This window comes from Bowdeniella massiliensis, from assembly GCF_023634005.1.
GTDB lineage: Bacteria > Actinomycetota > Actinomycetes > Actinomycetales > Actinomycetaceae > Bowdeniella > Bowdeniella massiliensis.
The window spans coordinates 35,572-53,149 of the sequence record NZ_JALIQR010000007.1; the positions used below are offsets into that span (position 1 = coordinate 35,572).

At 64.0% G+C, this 17,578-nt stretch carries 12 protein-coding genes; 11 read left to right on the forward strand and 1 reads right to left on the reverse strand.

What is annotated here, in order from left to right:
• Nucleotides 1–11: 11 nt before the first annotated feature.
• Nucleotides 12–2,105, forward strand: coding sequence for an excinuclease ABC subunit UvrB (uvrB, locus tag MUN85_RS06170; RefSeq protein WP_250505879.1), 2,094 nt, complete (start codon nucleotides 12–14; stop codon nucleotides 2,103–2,105).
• 67 nt (nucleotides 2,106–2,172) lie between these two features.
• A complete protein-coding gene (gene rarD, locus MUN85_RS06175; RefSeq protein ID WP_250505880.1) occupies nucleotides 2,173–3,066 on the forward strand; it encodes an EamA family transporter RarD in 894 nt (297 codons plus the stop codon).
• 4 nt (nucleotides 3,067–3,070) lie between these two features.
• Here the strand turns inward: rarD and MUN85_RS06180 are convergent, their stop codons facing one another.
• Complete coding sequence (locus MUN85_RS06180; RefSeq protein WP_092564535.1) at nucleotides 3,071–3,709, reverse strand: MBL fold metallo-hydrolase; 639 nt, start codon at nucleotides 3,707–3,709, stop codon at nucleotides 3,071–3,073.
• Nucleotides 3,710–3,770: 61 nt separating this feature from the next.
• On the opposite strand from MUN85_RS06180, the gene MUN85_RS06185 reads away from it, so the two are divergent.
• From MUN85_RS06185 to tpiA, 9 genes are all read left to right on the forward strand, one after another.
• On the forward strand, nucleotides 3,771–6,209 hold the full coding sequence (locus MUN85_RS06185; protein WP_250505881.1) for an HAD-IC family P-type ATPase: 2,439 nt from the start codon (nucleotides 3,771–3,773) through the stop codon (nucleotides 6,207–6,209).
• Nucleotides 6,206–9,040, forward strand: coding sequence for an excinuclease ABC subunit UvrA (gene uvrA / locus MUN85_RS06190; RefSeq protein WP_092564531.1), 2,835 nt, complete (start codon nucleotides 6,206–6,208; stop codon nucleotides 9,038–9,040). Before MUN85_RS06185 ends, uvrA begins: the two co-directional genes overlap by 4 nt.
• Nucleotides 9,041–9,220: 180 nt before the next feature.
• Nucleotides 9,221–11,257 carry an excinuclease ABC subunit UvrC gene (uvrC, locus tag MUN85_RS06195; RefSeq protein WP_250505882.1) on the forward strand — a complete coding sequence of 679 codons (2,037 nt, stop codon included), beginning with the start codon at nucleotides 9,221–9,223 and terminating at the stop codon, nucleotides 11,255–11,257.
• A 39-nt stretch (nucleotides 11,258–11,296) separates the two neighbouring features.
• On the forward strand, nucleotides 11,297–12,232 hold the full coding sequence (gene rapZ / locus MUN85_RS06200) for an RNase adapter RapZ (RefSeq protein WP_250505883.1): 936 nt from the start codon (nucleotides 11,297–11,299) through the stop codon (nucleotides 12,230–12,232).
• A 9-nt stretch (nucleotides 12,233–12,241) separates the two neighbouring features.
• Nucleotides 12,242–13,243 carry a gluconeogenesis factor YvcK family protein gene (locus tag MUN85_RS06205; RefSeq protein WP_250505884.1) on the forward strand — a complete coding sequence of 334 codons (1,002 nt, stop codon included), beginning with the start codon at nucleotides 12,242–12,244 and terminating at the stop codon, nucleotides 13,241–13,243.
• 3 nt (nucleotides 13,244–13,246) lie between these two features.
• Complete coding sequence (gene whiA, locus MUN85_RS06210; protein ID WP_250505885.1) at nucleotides 13,247–14,230, forward strand: DNA-binding protein WhiA; 984 nt, start codon at nucleotides 13,247–13,249, stop codon at nucleotides 14,228–14,230.
• Nucleotides 14,231–14,396: 166 nt separating this feature from the next.
• Nucleotides 14,397–15,401, forward strand: a complete 1,005-nt coding sequence (gene gap, locus MUN85_RS06215) for a type I glyceraldehyde-3-phosphate dehydrogenase (RefSeq protein WP_250505886.1) — start codon at nucleotides 14,397–14,399, stop codon at nucleotides 15,399–15,401.
• Between the two features lie 108 nt (nucleotides 15,402–15,509).
• Nucleotides 15,510–16,700 carry a phosphoglycerate kinase gene (locus tag MUN85_RS06220; protein WP_250505887.1) on the forward strand — a complete coding sequence of 397 codons (1,191 nt, stop codon included), beginning with the start codon at nucleotides 15,510–15,512 and terminating at the stop codon, nucleotides 16,698–16,700.
• Nucleotides 16,701–17,489: a triose-phosphate isomerase gene (gene tpiA, locus MUN85_RS06225; protein WP_250505888.1), complete on the forward strand. Its 789-nt coding sequence runs from the start codon at nucleotides 16,701–16,703 to the stop codon at nucleotides 17,487–17,489.
• The last annotated feature ends 89 nt before the right edge of the window (nucleotides 17,490–17,578 follow it).

Below are 17,578 nucleotides of genomic sequence, written 5' to 3' on the forward strand. Positions count from 1 at the left end.
ACCCTGGGAGCATGCGCCCAGTTTCCGACATCGTTCGCACTCCCAACCGGCTCGAGGTTATCTCCGACTTCACGCCGTCCGGCGACCAGCCGAGCGCGATCAAAGAGCTCACCGAGCGCATCAATGCGGGCGAGAAGGACATGGTCCTGCTCGGCGCGACGGGCACCGGTAAGTCGGCGACGGCCGCGTGGTTGATCGAGCAGGTCCAGCGTCCGACGCTCATCATGGCGCCGAATAAGACGCTGGCCGCTCAGCTCGCCGCGGAACTTCGCGAGCTGCTGCCTAATAACGCGGTCGAATATTTCGTTTCCTACTACGACTACTACCAGCCTGAGGCCTACGTCCCGCAGACCGATACCTATATCGAAAAGGACTCATCGATCAACGACGAGGTCGAGCGGCTGCGGCACTCGGCCACGAACTCGCTGTTGACCCGCCGCGATGTCGTCGTCGTTGCCTCGGTCTCGTGCATCTATGGCCTTGGTACGCCGCAGGAGTACGTCGACCGAATGGTGCCGTTGCACGTGGGAATGCAGATCGATCGCGACGATCTGCTGCGCCAATTCGTCAGCATGCAATATACCCGCAACGATCTCGCCTTCACACGCGGCACCTTCCGGGTCCGCGGCGACACGATCGAGATCATCCCCGTCTACGAGGAACTCGCGATCCGCATCGAGATGTTCGGCGATGAGATCGACGCCCTCGCGACGCTGCACCCGCTCACGGGCGACGTCGTGGCAGAAACCGAGCAGGTCTTCCTCTTCCCGGCCTCCCACTACGTTGCGGGCCCGGAACGCATGGAACGCGCCATGAAGGACATCGAGGCCGAGCTCGCCGAGCGGCTCGCCGAACTTGAGACGCAGGGCAAGCTGCTGGAAGCCCAGCGGCTGCGGATGCGCACCACCTACGACCTGGAAATGATGCGCACGGTCGGTACGTGCGCCGGAATTGAGAACTACTCGCGCCATATCGACGGCCGTGGTCCAGGCACGGCGCCGCACACGCTACTGGACTACTTCCCGGAGGACTTCCTGCTCGTCATCGACGAGTCGCACGTGACGGTCCCGCAGATCGGGGCAATGTTCGAAGGCGATGCTTCGCGCAAGCGCACCCTCGTGGACCATGGCTTCCGGCTGCCGAGCGCGCTCGATAACCGCCCGCTGCGCTGGGACGAGTTCCTCGAGCGGATCGGCCAAACCGTCTACATGTCCGCTACTCCCGGTGACTACGAGCTCGGCCAGGCCGACGGCGTCGTGGAACAGATCATTCGCCCCACCGGGCTGGTCGACCCGAAGGTCGTCGTCAAGCCCACCGAGGGGCAGATCGACGATCTGCTCGGTGAGATCACGGCCCGCGTCGAACGTGATGAGCGCGTGCTCGTGACGACCCTGACGAAGAAGATGGCGGAGGACCTCACCGACTACCTGCTCGATAAGGGCGTGAAGGTCCAGTACCTGCACTCGGATGTCGACACGCTGCGCCGCGTCGAGCTGCTGCGTGAGCTGCGCCTTGGCCAGTTCGATGTTCTCGTCGGTATCAACCTGCTGCGCGAGGGCCTCGACCTGCCCGAGGTCTCACTCGTCGCGATCCTGGACGCCGACAAAGAGGGCTTCTTGCGATCGGCCAAGTCCCTCATCCAGACGATCGGGCGCGCCGCTCGTAACGTCACCGGTGAAGTCCATATGTACGCCGACAAGGTTACCGAGGCGATGCGGGTCGCGATCGATGAAACCGAGCGGCGCCGAGCCAAACAGATCGCCTACAACACCGAACACGGCATCGACCCGCAGCCGCTGCGCAAGAAGATCGCCGACGTTACCGACATGCTCGCCCGCGAGGACATTGACACGGCTGAGCTGCTCGCCGGTGGCTATCGCGGAGCCGGCAGCGGGCCGAGCGCCGCGGAGCGAAAGAAGGCGGGCTCCAAGGTCCGCGAACGCGTCGTGACCGAGTCCGAAGGGGATCTTGTCACGCTCATCGAGGACCTATCGGAGCAGATGCGCGGGGCCGCAGCCGAGTTGCAGTTCGAGCTCGCGGCGCGGTTGCGCGATGAGATCTCGGACCTGAAAAAGGAGCTGCGTCAGATGAGGGCCGCGCAGTGAGCGGGCGGGGTGATCTGATGTGAGCCCCGCGACGGCGTCGACCTCGCCCCACTTCTCGCGGGGCGTCATGGCGTCAATTGGCGCCTCGGTCCTGTTTGGCGTCCTCGCCTTCTACTCCGACCTCCTTGCTAGTTTTCTTGGCGGCTGGGAGATCTTTGGCTGGCGGCTGCTGCTCACGTTTCCCGCCCTAACCGCCGCCATGGTGCTCTCCGGCAGGTGGCCGCGCATCGTCCGGTTCGTCACGACGTTGACGCACTCGTGGTGGCGCATCCCCGTGCTCGTGATCAACGCGGCGCTGCTCACCGCCCAGATGGTGCTCTTTACCTGGGCTCCGGGCGCCGGGCGCACCGCAGAGCTCTCACTCGGCTATTTCCTCATGCCGCTAGTGATGATTGTCATCGGCCGTGTGGGTTTTCGCGAATCGATCACCCGCGGCCAGGGCGTCGCGACCGGGCTCGCTGCGCTTGGCGTCGGATACGAGATCGTGCGCTCCGGGGGGCTGGGGTGGGTGACCCTTGTCGTCGCGATCGGCTATCCCGCCTACTTCGTCCTGCGGCGCCTTGCGTCGATGGCGTCCTCGTCGGCGCTGTGGGCCGAGATGGGGCTCATGGTGCCGCTGTCGATCATCATCGTGGGAAATCCCGGCTCGCTGAGTGCCGTCGCAAGCTGGCAGGCCGTCGCTTTCATCGTGGGATTGGGAGTGCTGTCCGCAGGGGCGATGGCGATCTACACCGGGGCCCAGATCTGGCTGCCGTTCGCGCTGTTCGGGCTGCTGAGCTACCTCGAACCGGTCCTGCTCGTCATCGTCGCTTTTACGTTGCTCGGGGAATCGATCGAGCCCGCAGAGTTACCGACCTATGGCCTGATCTGGCTCGCCGTCGCCGTGCTCGCGATCGAAGCGAGCATGCGCATCGTGCGGCGCCGGCGCCGCCACCACCTGTGGTGGCCCGACGAGAGCTGAGTCGCTACCAGCCGCGTTCGCGCCAGGCTGGAATGCTACCGCGTTCGGCGCCAAGCGTCGTCGCATCGCCGTGACCGGGCAGCACGACTGCCTCATCGGGGAGCTTCGCGAAAATCTTGGCCTCGACATCGGCGAGCAGCCGGTCGAAATCCTCCCGTGAGTTTGTCTTGCCAACGCCACCAGGAAACAGCGAGTCCCCGGAGATCACGACCGGTGGGTGAGTGAGCGGCTTGAGGATGAGGGCGATGCCGCCCTCGGTGTGCCCCACGAGCTCGATGACGTCCATGATGACGCGGCCGTGGCGGATCTGGTCGCCATCGGCAAGCGGATGCTGGACAACTCCGGTCGCGTCCTGGATCGCTTGGGCGTCGTTAACGCCAGCAAATGCTTTGGAGGCCGTGCGGGCGGCGACGGCGCCGAGCGCCTTGATGTGATCGGCGTGCCGATGGGTGGTGATGATGCGTTCGACGCGGACGTTGCCGAAATCGTCCTGGCAGGCATCGACGATTGCCTCGACATCGTCGGCGGCGTCGATAATGATGACGCGACCGGACTCGGTATCGCGCACGAGGTAGACGTTGTTGTCCATCGAACCGACCACGAGTCGCGTGATGGTGACTTCGGTGCTCTCCACTATGACCATGTGCCTATTGTGGCCGTCCTCACGGCGGGCCGCCAGTGGGCGCGGGACCTAAGCTAAGGGCATGAACACCAGCACAGGGGGCGTGTCAGTCCTGTCCGGGCTGACCGGTGCCGAGGTCTCCGCCCAGATTCAAGCCGGTCACACGAACCGGGCGGCGACGCCGCATGGCCGCACGACAGGCGAGATCCTCCGGTCGAATATCTTTACGGTTTTTAACGCGATCCTCGCGGTGGCCGTCGTCATTGTGCTGCTCGTGGGGCAGTGGCAGGATGCCGTCTTCGGTGTCGTCCTCATCGTCAACACTGCGATCGGCACGATCGCCGAGATTCGAGCCAAGCGAGTGCTCGATAACGTTGCGATCCTGGACGCTCCCACCGCCCGCGTGATCCGAGATGGTGCGGGTGTCACAATTCCCGCGCAAGATATCGTCCTTGGCGACCTCGTCGAGGTCAAACTGGGTGATCAGATTCCCGTCGATGGGCGGGTCGCGCACACCGAGAATCTGCGGGTTGATGAGTCGATTCTGACAGGGGAGTCCGACGAACTGTATAAGCACACCGGGGACAAGGTGCTCTCGGGCTCAGCCGTCGTTGCTGGAAGTGCGCTGATTGAGGCACATCGCATCGGCCCCGATTCCTATGCGAATCAGCTGGCTGCGCAGGTACGTAGCTACCGCAAGGTGCGCTCCGAACTCGCCGATGGCATCGACTACATTCTGACGCGGCTGTCGTGGATCATCGTGCCGCTGGCGCTGCTCGTCATGTTCTCCCAACTGCGGGCGCACGGCAGCGTGGGCGAAGCGATCGATTCGGGCCAGTGGAAGCCCGCTGTGGTGCTCGGGGTCGCTGCCGTCGTCGGGATGATTCCCCAGGGTCTCGTATTGCTTACCTCAATGAACTTCGCCGTCGCCGGCGCGAAGCTGGCACGCCGCGGCGCGATTGTTCAGGAGCTGCCGGCCGTCGAAGTTCTTGCTCGAGTCGATACCTTATGCCTTGATAAGACCGGCACGCTGACGACCGGCGCCATGGCGGTGCGGTATCTCGACGATGACGGGAAACCGCTCGATACTGCCGAACGCAGCGCGCTTGCTGCCCTGTGTGCCGACCGCGGCAACGCGACGGCGGAGGCGCTCGACGATTATGTCCGCACGTTGCCGGAGCAAGACGACCTACCGACATGTGATTACGCCGCATTTGATTCCACCCGGAAATTTGGTTCCATCCGGGTGGGGGAGACGACCTATGCGCTGGGCGCGCCCGACGTGCTGTTGGCAGGCGATGAGGTGGCTCGGGCACGGGGCATCGCGGCCGAGGGTTACCGCGTCGTCGCCTTTGCCAGCGCCGCCGCGCACGAGTCTGCGGGGGCCGCTCGGCCAGACTTCCAGCTGCGGGCGCTTATTGTCATCGGTGAGGAACTGCGTCCCGATGCGCATGAGACCTTCGCCTACCTCACGGAGCAGGGGATCAGGCTGCTCGTCATCTCGGGTGACCACCCGGCCACGGCCGGTGCGGTGGCCGCGAACGTCGGGATCGCCGATCGCCACCCGCGGGTGCGGGATGCGCGCTCGCTACCGTATCCCGCGGGGGAAACCCCCACGGACGCGGAACGGGCTGAGCTGGCTGCTGCCCTGAAGGACGTTGACGTCCTCGGACGCGTGACGCCGGAGCAGAAGCGGGACATCGTCGTGGCGCTGCAATCCGAAGAGCACGTGGTCGGAATGACGGGCGATGGCGTGAACGACTCGCTGGCGCTGAAGGAAGCCGACCTCGGCATCGCGATCGACAACGGCGCCCGCGCGACAAAGGCCGTGGCCCGACTCGTCCTGCTGTCCGGTAAGTTTTCCGTACTGCCGCACGTCCTGGCCGAGGGCAGGCGAGTCATGGCCAATATGGAACGCGTCTCCGCGCTGTTCTTAACGAAAACGATGTATGCGATCCTGCTCGCGGTAGCGACGTCGGGCCTCGCCTTTACCTATCCGTTCTTGCCGCGGCACCTGACGATCATTGGTTCGGTGTCGATCGGGATTCCTGCGTTCGTCCTCGCGCTCGCCCCAAATACGCGCCGCTACCGACCAGGGTTCCTCAGGCGCGTCGTCAGCCTCGCCGCCCCGGCGGGGGCAGTTATTGCGGTCGCAGTGCTGGTGGTGCAGGGCCTGGCCTTGGACCCACCCTTCGCGCTGACGCGCGAGCAGGCCTTTGCCGCAACGATGCTCACCACACTGATCATCGCACTCACGCTGCTTGGGCTGTTCTGCCAACCACTGACAACGAGCGCAGGCAGGCCGACGTGGCGGGCAGGTCTCCTCGCCGCCATGGTCGCTGCCGTGTTAGCGATTTTGGCGATTCCGCCGCTGCGGAGATTCGCAGCTCTGGATCTCCCGCCGTGGCAAGGCTGGGGCCTGGTGATCGGCGTCGGTGTCGTCGGCGCAATCCTCGTGTGGCGACTCTCGCATAGAACACGTGTGCGAAATGGCGATGGTGCGCCTACGATCAAGGGGTGAGTGATCGGCTTATTGTTCAGGGCGCCCGGGAACATAATCTCACCGGCGTCGATCTCGACCTGCCTCGCGACGAACTCATCGTCTTTACCGGATTGTCCGGCTCGGGAAAATCCTCCCTCGCCTTCGATACGATCTTCGCCGAAGGCCAGCGACGCTACGTCGAGTCATTGTCGAGCTATGCTCGCCAGTTCCTCGGGCAAATGGACAAACCCGATGTTGACTTCATTGAGGGACTCTCGCCCGCGGTTTCGATCGATCAGAAATCAACGAGCCGCAATCCGCGCTCGACGGTTGGCACCATCACCGAGGTATACGACTACCTCCGTCTCCTCTTCGCCCGGGCGGGCATCCAACACTGTCCCCAGTGCGGTGAGCGAATCGTCGCGCAGACCCCACAGCAGATCGTTGACCGGCTGCTGGCAGAGGACGAGGGGACACGCTTTCAGATCCTTGCGCCCGTCATCCGCGGTCGTAAGGGTGAATACTCCGAGCTCTTCCGCGAACTGCAATCGCGCGGGTTCGCGCGCGCCATCGTTGATGGTGAGGCCATCCGCCTGGATGCGCCCCCGACGCTAGAAAAGAAACTCAAGCACGACATCGATGTAGTGATCGATCGTCTCGCGGCTAAGCCGAGTATCAAGAATCGCCTGACGGACTCAATCGAAACGGCGCTCGAACTCGCCGATGGCCTGGTCGTTGCTGATTTTGTTGACCGAGATGAGGCGGACCCGGAGCGTCGTCGGCGATTCAGCGAAAAGCGCGCCTGCCCTAACGATCACGTCCTTACTCTGGAGGAAATCGAACCACGGACGTTCTCGTTCAACGCCCCCTACGGTGCTTGCCCGGACTGCACCGGTATCGGCTCGCGACTGGAAGTCGATCCCGAGCTTGTCATCCCAGATCCGGAACTGAGCCTCGAAGGCGGCGCTATTACGCCGTGGATGCGCGGCTCGAGCGAATACCACCTTAGGCTGATGCGAGCACTCGGCGATGACATGGGATTCTCGGTTGATACGCCGTGGCGTGATCTGCCGAAGAAGGTCCAGCAGGCGCTGCTCTACGGTCGCAATCACAAGGTCCACGTGCGCTATCGCAACCGGTGGGGTCGCGAGCGGCAGTACTCCACGGGATTTGAGGGCGTGGTGACCTTCATTGAGCGTAAACACGCGGAAACCGAGTCGGAGAACTCCCGTGAACGCTACGAGGGTTACATGCGCGAAGTCCCGTGCCCGACCTGCGGTGGCGCCCGCTTGAAACCCGAAGTCCTCGCCGTCACGATCGGTGGGAAATCGATCGCCGATGTGACGGGAATGTCGATCGAAAATGCGCGGGACTTCCTTGCGACCCTCGACCTCACTGGCAGGGAAGCGGCTATTGCCGGGCAGGTTCTCAAGGAGATCAACGCCCGCCTCGGCTTCCTCGTCGACGTTGGCTTGACATACCTGACGCTCTCGCGTTCGGCCGGCACGCTCTCCGGCGGTGAGGCCCAGCGTATCCGTCTGGCTACTCAGATTGGCTCCGGCCTGGTCGGCGTCCTCTACGTCCTCGACGAGCCCTCGATCGGGTTGCATCAGCGTGATAATCGCAAGCTCATCGATACCCTGACGCGGTTGCGCGATCTCGGCAACACTCTCATCGTTGTCGAACATGACGAAGACACCATCCGCACCGCCGATTGGGTCGTGGACATCGGTCCGGGTGCTGGCGAACATGGCGGTCGCATCGTCCACTCGGGAACCTACGCCGGCCTGCTGAAGGCCAAGGAGTCCGTCACAGGGGACTATCTTGCCGGGAGGCGAGCCATTGAAACCCCGACCAAGCGTCGCGAGGTCGATCCCGAACGCGAGCTCACGGTCACCGGTGCGCGCGAGAATAACCTGAAGGACGTCACCGTCTCGTTCCCGCTGTCGACACTCATCGCGGTCACAGGTGTCTCCGGTTCCGGCAAGTCAACACTGGTCAACTCCATTTTGTACCGCGTCCTTGCCCGGGAATTGAACAAGAATCGGACGCCTGCGGGTCGCCACACTCGGGTCACTGGGGTGGAGCATCTCGATAAGGTCGTCCACGTCGATCAGTCACCCATTGGCCGGACACCGCGCTCGAACCCTGCGACATACACGGGAGTGTGGGACCACGTCCGTAAACTCTTCGCCCAAACCCCTGAAGCTCAGGTCCGTGGCTACGGACCGGGCCGGTTCTCGTTCAACGTCAAGGGTGGGCGCTGTGAAGCCTGCAGTGGTGACGGCACGATCAAGATCGAAATGAACTTCTTGCCCGATGTCTACGTCCCGTGCGAAGTCTGTAATGGAGCGCGCTATAACCGCGAAACCTTGGAGATTCGGTTCAAGGGAAAGAACGTGGCCGAAGTCCTCGATATGCCGATCAGTGAGGCTGCGGATTTCTTCGCCAATGTTCCCGCGATCGCGCGTCATCTCACGACGCTCACGGACGTCGGGCTTGGTTACGTCCGGCTAGGGCAATCCGCGCCGACCCTGTCGGGCGGCGAGGCGCAGCGCGTCAAGCTCGCATCCGAGTTGCACCGACGCTCCAACGGCCGCTCGATCTATGTGCTCGACGAGCCAACCACGGGCCTCCACTTCGAGGACATCCGCAAGCTGCTCCTCGTGCTCCAGTCCCTCGTCGATAAAGGCAACACGGTCATCGTCATCGAGCACAATCTCGACGTCATTAAGAACGCCGACTGGGTGATTGACATGGGTCCGGAGGGCGGAGATGGTGGCGGCCAAGTCATTGCCGAAGGAACACCTGAGGACGTCGCCAAGGTGAAGACGTCCTACACCGGTCAGTACCTGAAGGAGATTCTCTAGGGGTTCTCACCCTGAGAGCTCCTCGATAACGCGCGAGGATGGATGCCGCGACAGGTGGCCACCGTCCTCGCTCATCGTTGGCGATGACCGTGCGGAAGCGGCCTGTCCGCAGCTTCCGCCGCCGGAGGACTTCTACGGTATGCCTCCGCAATAGTCGAGCAGCTGTCATAGGCTTGACGGGTGCCCGATCCCGCAACCTATCGCCCGAAACCAAGCCATATTCCGACTTCGCCCGGCGTCTACCGGTTTTCCGATGCCGACGGGCGGGTGCTGTACGTGGGCAAGGCGAAGAACCTGCGGGCACGTCTCTCCAGCTATTTCCAAGACCCGAGCGGTCTAAACCCGCGCATCCGCACGATGGTCTATTCGGCGAGCGCCGTTAAATGGACCGTCGTCACCAGCGAGATCGAGGCACTCACTCTCGAGTACGCGTGGATTAAGGAGTTCGAGCCGCGGTTCAACGTCATGTACCGCGACGATAAGTCCTATCCATATCTCGCTGTGTCGCTCAGCGAGCACATTCCGCGGGTCTATGTCACGCGGCAGGCGAAGCGGCGCGGTACTCGCTATTTCGGTCCCTACACGAAGGTATGGGCCGTCCGGGAAACCCTCGACATGCTGTTGAGAGTCTTTCCTGTTCGCACGTGCACCGCTGGCGTGTACCGCCGAGCCGCAGCGAGCGGGAGGCCCTGTCTGCTCGGTTATATCGACAAGTGTTCGGCACCCTGCGTTGGGCGCATCAGCCCCGACGACCACCGTGCCCTTGTCGACTCCCTGTGTGACTTCATGGCCGGACGAACTCAGGGCATCACGGAGCGGCTGCACGCCGAGATGCTCGAAGCTGCTGCGGCCGAGGAGTTTGAAAAGGCCGCAGCCCGACGCGACGATCTCACGGCTCTTGCCGCCGTTGCGGAGAAAAACACGCTCGTCCTGGCAGAAAACGTCGATGCCGATGTCTACGCCCTAGAAGTCGATGAACTTGAGGCCGCGGTCCAAGTGTTCTACGTACGTGCCGGTCGCGTGCGTGGTCACCGCGGCTGGGTTACGGACCGTATCGATGAGGCCTCCCCGGAGGAACTCATCGAACGACTCCTGACCCAGATGTATGGCGAACGCGCTGATGTATCGCTGCGCCCACGCCGTACAAAGCGCAGTGTCGATGACATCGACCACCTGTCAATCGACGCCATCCCACCAGAAATCCTCGTGCCGGTTCTTCCCACCGATTCAGCAACGATGACACGCTGGCTGGGGGAGTTGCGTGGCGCCAAAGTGCGGCTACGTGTGCCTGAGCGTGGCGCCAAGCGCACCCTGATGGAAACCGTCCACGCCAATGCAGAAGCCGCACTGAAACTCCACCGCACCAAGCGGGCCGGTGACCTGACTGCGCGCTCGGCAGCGCTGGAAGAACTGCAAGATAATCTCGACCTGATCGAGGCACCCTTACGGATCGAATGTTTCGACGTCTCCCATACCCAGGGCACCAACCAGGTCGCGTCGATGGTCGTTTTCGAGGACGCCCTCCCGCGCAAGGCGGACTACCGCCACTTCATTATTCGCGGTGAGAACGGCGATGGTGCCGCGGATGACACCGCAGCGATGAGCGAAGTGCTGCGGCGCAGGTTCTCCCGACTCGCCGCGACGATAGGGGAGCAGTCACCGACCGAAAACGACGGTGAGCCAACCGATGACATTCCGACCTCAGGTGCCGTTGACCCGGAGACGGGACGGCCACAACGTTTCGCCTACCGACCCCAACTGGTGGTGGTCGACGGCGGGCTCCCGCAGGTTAACGCGGCCCAGCGCACCTTGGACGAGCTGGGGGTCGACATCCCCATCATTGGGCTCGCCAAGCGTCTCGAAGAGGTCTGGATTCCAGGGGAGAACTTCCCCCTCATCCTGCCGCGCACCTCGGCAGCGCTCTATCTGTTGCAACACCTGCGCGATGAATCTCACCGGTTCGCGATCTCTTTCCACCGCAAGCGCCGCTCCGGCGCCATGACCCGATCTGCGCTCGATAATATCCCTGGGCTCGGCCCCTCCCGCCAAGCCGCGCTGCTCAAGCACTTCGGCTCAGTCAAAGCCATCCGAGCCGCAAGCCTGGCCGAACTCCAGGAGGTCGACGGCGTAGGACCGGCACTTGCCGCCGCGATTGCTGCTGCCCTGGCCCCACCGCCAGCTGACAGCCAGGCATCCGATCACACAACCTCGAGCTGACACGCCCCAGCGGGGCGTCCCTCATGAGAAACTGAAGCCATGAGCTCCACGCCTCCGCCCACGGTTCCGCATGGTATCCCTGTCCTTGACGAAGAAACGGAGCTGCCACGCTCCGAGCGTCCCGAGATCCTCATTATCTCGGGCATGTCGGGCGCTGGACGCACCCGCGCCGCAGCGGCATTGGAAGATCTCGACTGGTATGTGATCGATAACCTGCCGCCCCGCATGCTCATGCCGCTCGCCGTCATGATGCGCTCCGGGGACGGCATTCACCGTCTCGCCGCCGTCGTTGACGTTCGCTCTGGCGAGTTCTTCGCCGAGCTCGTCAATGTGCTGGACGAACTCCGCCGCAACTCGATCGACTACCGCATCATCTTCCTCGATGCCTCCGATGCCGAACTTGTGCGACGGTTCGAAACCGTCCGACGTCCCCACCCGTTGCAGGGCCCCGGCCGCATCATGGACGGCATCGAAAATGAGCGGATCGTCCTGGAGCAAATGCGCAATCGCGCCGACGTCGTCATCGATACAACGGAGCTATCCGTCCACGATCTGGCCCACAAGATGCGCGAAGTCGTCGCCTCCGACGATGCCGAACGGCCGTTGCACATCACCGTGATGTCCTTTGGGTTCAAATATGGACTGCCCCTCGACGCCGATCACGTCGTCGACATGAGGTTTTTAGCAAACCCGTACTGGGTGAGCGAGCTGCGCCACCTCACCGGCCGAGATAAGGAAGTCTCCGATTACGTCCTCGGCCTTCCCGGCGCCAAGGAATTTGCGACGAGCTACGTGGGCACGTTGACCCCGGTTCTCGACGGTTATCAAAACGAACTCAAGCCCTATGTCACGATCGCGGTCGGCTGCACCGGCGGCAAGCACCGCTCGGTCGCGATGAGCGAGGAAATCTCGCGTCAGCTGCGGGATTCGGGCTTCGCGGTCCGCACGATCCACCGCGACCTCGGGCGAGAATAGGGGCGAGCAATGCCCCGCACACTACGCGCCGTCGCGCTTGGCGGCGGACACGGACTTTCCGCAACGCTGCGCGCCCTGCGATTCCTCTCCGAAGACATCACGGCCGTCGTCACCGTCGCAGACGATGGCGGCTCATCGGGCCGGTTACGTGACGAATTTGGTTGCCTGCCGCCCGGCGATCTGCGGATGGCCCTCGCCGCGCTGTGCGAAGGCAATGAGTGGGGCCGGACGTGGCGCGACGTCTTGCAACACCGATTTGCCTCCGACGGTCCCTTAGGCGGTCACGCGGTCGGCAACCTCCTCATTGCCGCGCTGTGGGAGAAACTCGGCGACGAGGTCGCGGGTCTTGATCTGGTCGGCCGCCTCCTCGGTGCTGGCGGCCGGGTCCTGCCCATGAGCGCGATCCCACTCGTCATCGAAGCCGATCTCCATATTGAGCCGACAGCCGACAGTGTCGAAGGCGCGTCGGAACCTGCCGCTCCCCGAACGATCCGCGGCCAGGTCACGGTCGCCGAAGCCCGTGGCCGCCTCGATAATGTTCACCTCGTGCCTAACAATCCACCGGTGCGGCCCGAGGTGCTGCAGGCTCTCGAGGCCGCCGACCTCATCATCCTTGGCCCCGGATCCTGGTACACCTCGGTCCTGCCGCATCTCCTCGTGCCAGATCTCGCAGCGGCGATTCGCAGCGCCAAGGCCCGCCGCATGATTGTGATGAACCTTGCGCCCCAAGATCAGGAAACAGCTGGCCTAACGCCCGCCGACCACCTGCGAGTGCTGCAGGATCATGACGCTGCCTTGCGGTGCGACACCGTCATCGCCGATCCGCTAGCCGTCGCCGATCCCGATGATCTGGTCCACAGTGCGCACGCGATGGGCGGCCGAGTCGTCTTCCGTCAGGTACGCTCAGCCGAGCGGGCCGATGTGCACGACCCGCTGCGTCTTGCCGCCGCCATTCGCGACGCCTACGAAGGCAGCCTCGGCGATGTGGCACCGAACCTGGATGAGGAGTAACGGATGAGTCTGACGATGGATGTCAAAGACGAGCTCGCTCGAGTAAGCGTTGACGCCACCGCCGACCGCAAGGCCGAAACCGCCGCGACGATCCGGTTCGCCGGCGGGCTGCACAAGATCGGCTCCAATATCGTCATCGAAGCTGAGCTCGACACGGGCATTGCCGCTCGTCGGGTACGACAGGCGATCTTCGAGCTGTACGGTCACACCTCCGAAGTCATCGTCGTCGACGGTGGGGGACTGCGTCGCGGGCGCCGCTACGTCGTGCGCGTCATTCAGGGCGGCAGCGAACTCGCGCGCCTCACCGGGTTGATCAATGCCTACGGCCGACCGGTGCGCGGCTTGCCGCCGGCCATCGTCTCAGGAGCGCAGAGCCAAGCGGTCGCCGCATGGCGGGGTGCCTTCCTCGCTCACGGCTCGCTCACCGAACCCGGCCGGTCGGCCTCCCTGGAGGTCACCTGCCCCGGTCCCGAGGCCGCGCTCGCCCTCGTTGGCGCGGCGCGCCGGCTCAACGTCACCGCCAAGGCGCGCGAGGTGCGCGGCGTCGATCGCGTCGTCGTGCGTGACGGCGAAGCGATCTCCACGCTGCTGCGCGTCATGGGGGCGGGCACTGCCGCTGCCGAATGGGATGAGAGGCGCAAACGTCGAGAAATTCGCGGTGACGTCAACCGCCTGTCGAACTTCGATGATGCGAATCTGCGCCGCTCCACCCGCGCCGCCGTCGCGGCCTCCGCCCGGGTGGCCCGTGCCTTTGAAATACTCGGTGCCGATGGCGTGCCCGATCACCTCGAGCAGGCTGGCCGCCTCCGGCTCGCCCACCGCGAAGCCTCCCTGGAGGACCTCGGCCAGGCCGCCGATCCGCCCCTGACCAAGGACGCGGTCGCCGGGCGAATTCGGCGATTGCTCGCACTGGCCGACAAGAAAGCCGCTCAGCTCGGTATCGATGACACGATGAGCGTCCTGACCGAGGACATGCTCGAGGACTGAGCCCCAAGCCCTTGGACCATGGTCCCTTAGCGATCGGGGCCGCGGCCTGGTAGCGTTTAACCTGCCGGCTGGTCCGGACTTGGCCGGCCGGGAATGCACGAGCATCTCCCGATACGATCGACTTTTCGTGCGTCTGATATAACGGCGCACATGTTGGAGGATCACAGTGACCATCCGCGTCGGCATTAACGGCTTTGGCCGCATCGGCCGCAACTTCTTCCGTGCAGCACGCGCTGCCGGTGCAGACTTCGAGATCGTGGCCGTGAACGATCTCACCGATAACCACACTCTTGCTCACCTGCTGAAGTACGACTCCATCTTGGGCCGTCTCGATGCAGACGTGACCTACGACGAGGATTCCATCACCGTCGACGGCCAGCGCATTGTGGCCCTCGCCGAGCGCGACCCGGCCAACCTGCCCTGGGGCGACCTCGATGTCGACATCGTCATCGAGTCCACCGGCTTCTTCACCGACGCCGAGAAGGCCAAGGCCCACATCGAGGCCGGCGCCAAGAAGGTCATCATCTCCGCTCCGGCGAAGAATGAGGACGCCACCTTCGTCATGGGTGTCAACGATCAGGATTACGATCCCGAGAAGGACACCATCATCTCGAACGCTTCCTGCACCACGAACTGCCTGGCCCCGATGGCCAAGGTTCTGGACGAGGAGTTCGGCATCGAGCGTGGCCTCATGACCACCATCCACGCCTACACCGGTGACCAGAAGATCCACGACGCGCCCCACAAGGACCTGCGTCGCGCCCGCGCCGCGGCCGTGAACATCGTTCCGACCTCCACCGGCGCCGCCAAGGCGGTCTCCCTGGTGCTGCCGCAGCTCAAGGGCAAGCTCGATGGCTACGCCCTGCGCGTGCCGGTCATCACCGGCTCCGCCACCGACCTCACCTTCACCGCGTCCAAGGACGTGACCGTCGAAAAGGTCAACGCCGCCATCAAGAAGGCCGCCGAGGGCCCGCTCAAGGGCATCCTGGCCTACTCCGAAGAGCCGCTGGTCTCCACCGATATCGTGACCGACCCGCACTCCTCGATCTTCGACGCTGGCCTCACCAAGGTCATCGGCAACGAGGTCAAGGTCGTCTCGTGGTACGACAACGAGTGGGGTTACTCCAACCGCCTCGTCGACCTCACCAACCTCGTTGGTGAGAAGCTCTAACGAGCTCTGCCACTAGCTCAGCCGCTAGGACGTGCGAAGCGCCCGCGAGCCGGCCACCGGCGCGCGGGCGCTTTGACATGAGCCCCACTTCCCACATTGGAGTGAATCGTGAAAACCATTGACACCCTCGGAGACCTGGCCGGCAAGACCGTCCTCGTTCGCTCCGACTTCAACGTACCGCTCGACGGCACCACCATCACTGACGACGGCCGTATCCGCGCCGCTCTGCCGACCCTGCGTCGCCTGCTGGATGCGGGCGCCAAGGTCGTTATCATGGCGCACCTGGGCCGTCCCAAGGGTGAGGTCAACCCCGAGTTCTCGCTTGCCCCCGTGGCAACGCGCCTCTCGGAGCTCGCCGGTGTTCCGGTGACTCTTGCCTCCGACGTCGTCGGTGATGGCGCCAAGGACGCGATCGCGGCCGCGGGAGCCGGCGAAATCGTGCTGCTGGAAAATATCCGCTTCGACGCGCGCGAAACGTCCAAGGACGATGCCGAGCGCGAAGAGCTCGCTACCGAACTCGCCGCCCTTGCCGATGCCTTCGTCTCGGATGGCTTCGGCGTCGTTCACCGCAAGCAGGCCTCCGTCTACGACATCGCCAAGAAGCTGCCGAGCGCTGCCGGCGAACTTGTCGTAAAGGAAATCGAATCCCTGCGCCGCGCGACCCACAACCCGGAGCGCCCCTACGCCGTCGTCCTTGGCGGCTCCAAGGTCTCCGACAAGCTGGGCGTCATCGCGAACCTGCTTGATAAGGCCGACATCCTGCTCATCGGTGGCGGCATGGCTTTCACCTTCCTGAAGGCCAAGGGCTACGAGGTTGGAACCTCGCTGCTCGAAGCGGACCAACTCGACACCGTCAAGGGCTACATCGAGCGTGCCGCCGAGAAGGGCGTGGACCTCGTCCTGCCCGTCGACGTGGTTGTTGCTCCGGAGTTCTCGAAGGACGCCGAGGCGACCGTCGTGCCCGCCGATCAGATCCCGGCCGACCAGATGGGCCTGGACATCGGACCGAAGTCGCAGGAACTGTATGCGCAGAAGATCGCCTCGTCTAAGACCGTGGCGTGGAATGGCCCGATGGGCGTCTTCGAATTCGATAAGTTCGCGGACGGCACCCGCGCCGTTGCACGCGCCCTGTCCGAGGGGGAGATGTTCTCCGTCGTCGGCGGCGGCGACTCCGCTGCGGCCGTGCGCCTGCTCGGCTTTGACGAGGACACGTTCTCGCACATTTCCACGGGTGGCGGCGCCTCCCTGGAGCTCCTCGAGGGCAAGACCCTGCCCGGCATCGACGTATTGGAGAAGTAAATGACTCGCACCCCGCTCATGGCTGGCAACTGGAAGATGAACCTCGATCACTACGAGGCCGTCGCGCTCGTGCAAAAGCTCGATTGGACGCTGAAGGATGCCAAGCACGACTACGAGACCGTCGAGGTCGCCGTTATCCCACCCTTTACCGATATCCGCTCCGTGCAGACCATCGTGGACGCCGACAAGATGGGAATCGTCTTCGGCGCCCAGGATGTCTCCGAGCACGAATCGGGCGCCTACACCGGTGAGATCTCGGCCGCGATGCTCTCGCGCCTCGGCTGCACCTACGTCGTCATCGGTCACTCCGAGCGCCGCCAGTACCACGGTGAGGATGACGCCCTCATTGGCCGTAAGGCCAAGGCCGTCCTGAAGGCCGGCATGACGCCGATCATCTGCTGCGGTGAGGGCCTGGATGTGCGGAAGGAAGGCCGCCAGGTCGACTACACGCTCGCCCAGATCGACGGCGCCTACGCGGACCTCGACGCCGATGAGGCGAAGAAGACGGTCATCGCCTACGAGCCTGTGTGGGCTATCGGCACCGGTGAGGTCGCGACCCCCGAGGACGCGCAGGAAGTGTGCGGAGCGATCCGCGCCCGCCTTGCAGAGCTCTACGATCAGGAGACCGCCGACGCGGTCCGCATCCTGTACGGCGGCTCGGTCAAGTCCTCCAACGTCGCGGAGATCATGGCCAAGGACGACGTCGACGGTGCACTTGTCGGCGGCGCATCCCTGAAGGCCGAAGAGTTCGCGGCGATCGCGCGCTTCAAGGAGCACGCGGGAGCCTAAGCGCTGCCAGCTAGCGCATTAGCGTGAGGCTGCGGGCCGGGTGAGACGAATCGCCCGGCCCGCAGCTGTACGCGCGGGCAGATCATGCC

Bases quoted from the DNA above. Each gene is read 5' to 3' on its own strand.
- MUN85_RS06185 (WP_250505881.1), top strand. From the start codon at position 3,771: ATGAACACCAGCACAGGGGGCGTGTCAGTCCTGTCCGGGCTGACCGGT.
- rapZ (WP_250505883.1), top strand. From the start codon at position 11,297: ATGAGCTCCACGCCTCCGCCCACGGTTCCGCATGGTATCCCTGTCCTT.
- tpiA (WP_250505888.1), top strand. From the start codon at position 16,701: ATGACTCGCACCCCGCTCATGGCTGGCAACTGGAAGATGAACCTCGAT.
- MUN85_RS06180 (WP_092564535.1), bottom strand. From the start codon at position 3,709: ATGGTCATAGTGGAGAGCACCGAAGTCACCATCACGCGACTCGTGGTC.
- rarD (WP_250505880.1), top strand. From the start codon at position 2,173: ATGGCGTCAATTGGCGCCTCGGTCCTGTTTGGCGTCCTCGCCTTCTAC.
- MUN85_RS06205 (WP_250505884.1), top strand. From the start codon at position 12,242: ATGCCCCGCACACTACGCGCCGTCGCGCTTGGCGGCGGACACGGACTT.
- whiA (WP_250505885.1), top strand. From the start codon at position 13,247: ATGAGTCTGACGATGGATGTCAAAGACGAGCTCGCTCGAGTAAGCGTT.
- uvrB (WP_250505879.1), top strand. From the start codon at position 12: ATGCGCCCAGTTTCCGACATCGTTCGCACTCCCAACCGGCTCGAGGTT.